This is a genomic window from Mycobacterium sp. TH-M116, from assembly GCF_057473685.1.
Genome location: NZ_JBYCLC010000351.1, coordinates 1 through 4018 on the forward strand (window position 1 = coordinate 1; position 4018 = coordinate 4018).

A 4018-nucleotide genomic window follows, 5' to 3' on the forward strand; every position below is an offset into this window, starting at 1 on the left:
GGAAGCTTTGCCTCAGCAGGGAGAGTGCGTCCCGCCTCACGAGGTACCCTGACCTGGCAAGGCATGCTGGCGGTGGGGCCCGCCACAAATGCGCGTCACCGTCGACCCGCCAACGGTCCCTTCGGAACAGTGAGTGCACGGCTGCTCAATGATGCAGCAGCCGCGGTGACCCGAAGGAGCACAAGTGGACGTTCGATTTTCTCGATTTTCGTCGTGCCCGCCCCACGAGGTGTCTTTGCCCCGGGCCGACGCTGACGCGCCGCGCGCGAGTGGGGAACACTGATGTTGGACTTCGGGGCACTGCCGCCGGAGATCAATTCGGCGCGAATGTATGCCGGTAACGGCTCGGGTCCCATGATGGCTGCCGCAGCGGCCTGGGACGTGCTGGCCAACGGCCTGGAGTCGGTGTCGCGCGGCTACTCGTCGGCGATCGCCGTGCTGCAGGGCGAGAGCTGGTCCGGCGGCGCATCGGAGGCGATGAGCACCGCGGTCGCACCCTATGTGGCCTGGGTCGCGACGGCCGGGGCCAACGCCGAGGAGGCCGCCAGCAGGGCGCGCGCGGCCGCCGCAGCCTATGAGACGGCGTTCGCCGCGACGGTGCCACCGCCGCTGGTCACGGCCAACCGCACCCAGTTGTCGACATTGCTCGCCAACAACGTCTTCGGGCAGTATGCCGCGCAGATCGCGGCCACCGAGGCGCAATACGAGCAGATGTGGGCCCAAGATGCCGCCGCGATGTACAACTACGCGGCGTCCTCGTCGGCCGCCACCACGCTGAGCCAGTTCGGCCAGCCGCCGCAGACCACCAGCGCCACCGCGCAGCCCGCCCAGGCCGCCGCGGTGGCCCAGAGCGCGGGCAACGCGGCGGCGGGCAACGCCCAGACGAGCCTGTCGCAACTGATGTCGAGCTTGCCCCAACAGCTGCAGTCCCTCTCCTCCGCGGGGTCTGCGAACCCCGCACAGGGGGTAGGGGATCTATCGATACTCAGCCTCTTCGATGCCTTCAACACCCTGACTGCGCCGGTGGACCTCGGTGCCGGCCTGAGCCGCACGATCACCTCGGGCGGAAGCTTCGGGACCGGGCTCCAGCGTGTCGGGCTGCAGGGCGGCCCCTCCCTCCCGCCCGCAATCGGGGGGGCCAAGGGGGCCGCGTCCGGCGCCGCCGCCGCGGGTTTGGGACACGTGCCCACACCGGTGGCCGCCAGCGCCGGCACTGCCGGCACACTGGGCAAATTGTCGGTCCCGCAGAGCTGGGCGACGACGAACCCGTCGGCCACCACCGTCGCCGAACCGCTCTGGCTCTCGGACTCCGACATCAGCGGGGGCCCGTCCTGGGAGGAAGTGACTCCTGCGACCAACATGTGGAACGGCGCGCCCGCAGCCGGCACGGGCACCAAGTCGAGCGTGGTGTCGGGTTCCACGGTCAACAACACGCTGCGGGTGGGGCCGCGCAAGTTCACCATGCCCCGCCCGTCCCTCGGCGGATAGCAGCCAACCCACCACCTCAACGCTGAGTTAACCCGCCCCGCCAGCCCGGGGTGCTTCTTGACGGACGGTCGAGAGAGGAATGCCGATGTTCGATTTCGGGGCGCTGCCGCCCGAGATCAACTCGGCACGAATGTATTCCGGGCCGGGTTCGGCGCCGATGATGACGGCCGCGTCGGCCTGGGACGCGCTGGCCGCACAACTGGAGTCCTACGCGGCCGGGTACTCTTCGACACTTGTTGAGCTACAAGGACTCTGGTCCGGAAATGCGTCGTTCGCGATGACCGCCGCGCTCGCACCCTACGTCGCCTGGTCGACGACGACGGCAGCGCAGGCCGAGCAGACCGCTGCGCAAGCACGTGCCTCAGCGGCCGCTTTCGAGACGGCGTTCGCCGCGACGGTCGCACCAGAAACAGTGGCCACCAACCGTATTCAGTTGGCCGCGCTGGTGGCGACCAACTTCTTCGGGCAGAACACGCCGGCTATCGCGGCCACCGAGGCACAGTACGCCGAGATGTGGGCCCAGGATGCCGCCGCGATGTACGTCTATGCCGCGTCGTCGTCGGCCTCGACCGTTCTGACGCCGTTCACCCAGCCACCGCAAACCACGACCGCGGCAGGCCCCGGCGAACAGGCCGCCGCGGTGACGCAGGCCACCGGAACCTCGGCCGGAGAAACTCAGACCACCCTGGCCGAGCTGATATCGGCTCTGCCGAACCAGCTGCAGACCCTGGCGACGGGGATGTCAACGAACGCGTCGACAGCGAATCCGGCGGCCTTGTTGGGGTCCACGCCCGTGGTCACCGCCTTCTCCTACCTCGACATACTGATCGGCCCGTTAGTGATCATGTACGAAATTCCGTACTCAACTTTCTCGGCGGGCCGTTACGGGACCGGCCTGAACCTGCTCAACCGTCAGCTGGCCAAGCTCGCCGCCAAAGCGGCCGCCGAAGAGGCCGCCGAAGATGCCGCCAAAGGGGTCGGCGCGGTGGGCGGTCGCGGCCCGGTGCTGGCGGCGGTCGGCCAGGCGGCGCCGGTGGGAAAACTGTCGGTTCCGCCGAGCTGGCTTTCGGCCAATCCCGCAGACGGCGCGGCGGTTCGGCCGGTCGCCGTGTCCGACCACGGGTTCCGCGCGGTCCCGGCCGCGGCGGCCCAGCAGCCGTCGAACCTGGTGGGCGGCCTGCCGTCCGGAAGGTCCGAACCCGCCGCCACCGTCGTCCTGCGCAACGGGCGCCGGCGTTTCAGGATGCCACGCCCGCCCTACGGCGGGTGACCGCGTTCAGCCCGGCTGTTCGCCGCCGTCCGATTCGCCGGCCTGCGCCGGCTCGTCGATCACGTGATATGCCGGGTCGACCATTGCGATCCGCCGGTCGGCACTCTGGATGGCACTCTGGCGCGCCTTGCCGGTGATCCGCAGCAGCTGACCGGGCTCGATGTCCGCACCCCCGCGGCCGGAACGGAACATGACGGTCAGCTCCCCGCTGCTGTCGCCGACGACGCACCGCCGCAGCGTCCGCCCGCGTTCGCTGATGTCCTGGACCTCGCTCACCCGGCCCTCGACAGTCCCACGCTGCCCCGGAATCAAGCCGGCCACCGTGACCACCGACGGCGGCCGCTCCGGGTGCGCGTAGGCCTCGAGCTGCTCCTCGTCGCCCTGAATCACCCACGCCCGCACCTTGTCGATCTCGTGTGCGAGCCGCTGCTCGAGTGTGTCGGGATAGGCCTGCTTGATGCGCGATGCCACATCGTAGGGAACGATCGTGGCCGCCGCGTCCGGGATAAGGCTGAGGGCCTGCGCGATCTTGTCCGCGGTGCGGTCATGCAGCAGCCGGCCCGCCAGCCGGGCGAATGTCCGGCGCGGTAAGAGCGCCGTCACGTTGGTGTCCGGATGTTCGTCGCGGGCGTTGGCGACGAACACCTGGGCGGCCCGGGTGACACGCCGGTCCGGGACGTCCACGATTCGCAGCGGCGTGTCGAGTTCGAAGTGGTCCCATCGCTTCCGCAATTGCGCGGCGTGGGCCCCGTCGACCATGAAGTGGACCGCGGTCAGCTCGTCGGCCCGCAGCCCCCGGCCGTAGCGCAACGCTTCGATCACCGCCAGGTCCACCGAGTCGACGAACACGAACACCCGGTGCCGCGCATACTTCATCAGCTCGGGGCGGTCGGTGCGGAACATCTCGAGAATCGCTGCCTCGGAGCGATATTCGCGGTTGAGCCGGACGAGCACGAACACCAGCACCGGGAAGACGACGACCACCAGCCACGCGCCCTCGGTGAACTTGGCCACCGCGAAGATGCCGACCACGACCGTGGACAGGATCCCCGCGGACAGGTTGATCGCCAAGCGCTTCCGCCAACCCGGAGCGCGGTGGGTCAGATGGTGTCTGGTCATCCCGTAGCCGGCCATCGAGAAGCCGGTGAACACGCCGATCGCGTAGAACGGGACCAGTGCCCCCACCGAGCCGCCGGTCGCCACCAGTAATGCCACCGACAGCGCGGTGAGCATGACGATGCCGTTGGAGAACACCAGCCG

Annotated in this window: 2 protein-coding genes and 1 pseudogene; 2 read left to right on the forward strand and 1 reads right to left on the reverse strand. The window is 69.3% G+C overall.

Features of this window, described 5'->3' with window-relative positions; all coding sequences use genetic code 11:
• Positions 1 to 282 precede the first annotated feature (282 nt).
• Both AC2VOK_RS18000 and AC2VOK_RS18005 read left to right on the forward strand, forming a co-directional pair.
• Positions 283 to 1488 carry a PPE family protein gene (locus AC2VOK_RS18000; RefSeq protein WP_428901682.1) on the forward strand — a complete coding sequence of 402 codons (1206 nt, stop codon included), beginning with the start codon at positions 283 to 285 and terminating at the stop codon, positions 1486 to 1488.
• 85 nt (positions 1489 to 1573) lie between these two features.
• Positions 1574 to 2758 (forward strand): PPE family protein, encoded by a 1185-nt coding sequence (locus AC2VOK_RS18005; protein WP_428901683.1) that lies wholly within the window; start codon positions 1574 to 1576, stop codon positions 2756 to 2758.
• A 6-nt stretch (positions 2759 to 2764) separates the two neighbouring features.
• On the opposite strand, the pseudogene AC2VOK_RS18010 reads toward AC2VOK_RS18005, so the two are convergent.
• Positions 2765 to 4018 (reverse strand): annotated as a pseudogene (locus tag AC2VOK_RS18010) (DNA-binding protein); the annotation flags it as partial.

Bases quoted from the DNA above. Each gene is read 5' to 3' on its own strand.
- AC2VOK_RS18000 (WP_428901682.1), top strand. From the start codon at position 283: ATGTTGGACTTCGGGGCACTGCCGCCGGAGATCAATTCGGCGCGAATG.
- AC2VOK_RS18005 (WP_428901683.1), top strand. From the start codon at position 1,574: ATGTTCGATTTCGGGGCGCTGCCGCCCGAGATCAACTCGGCACGAATG.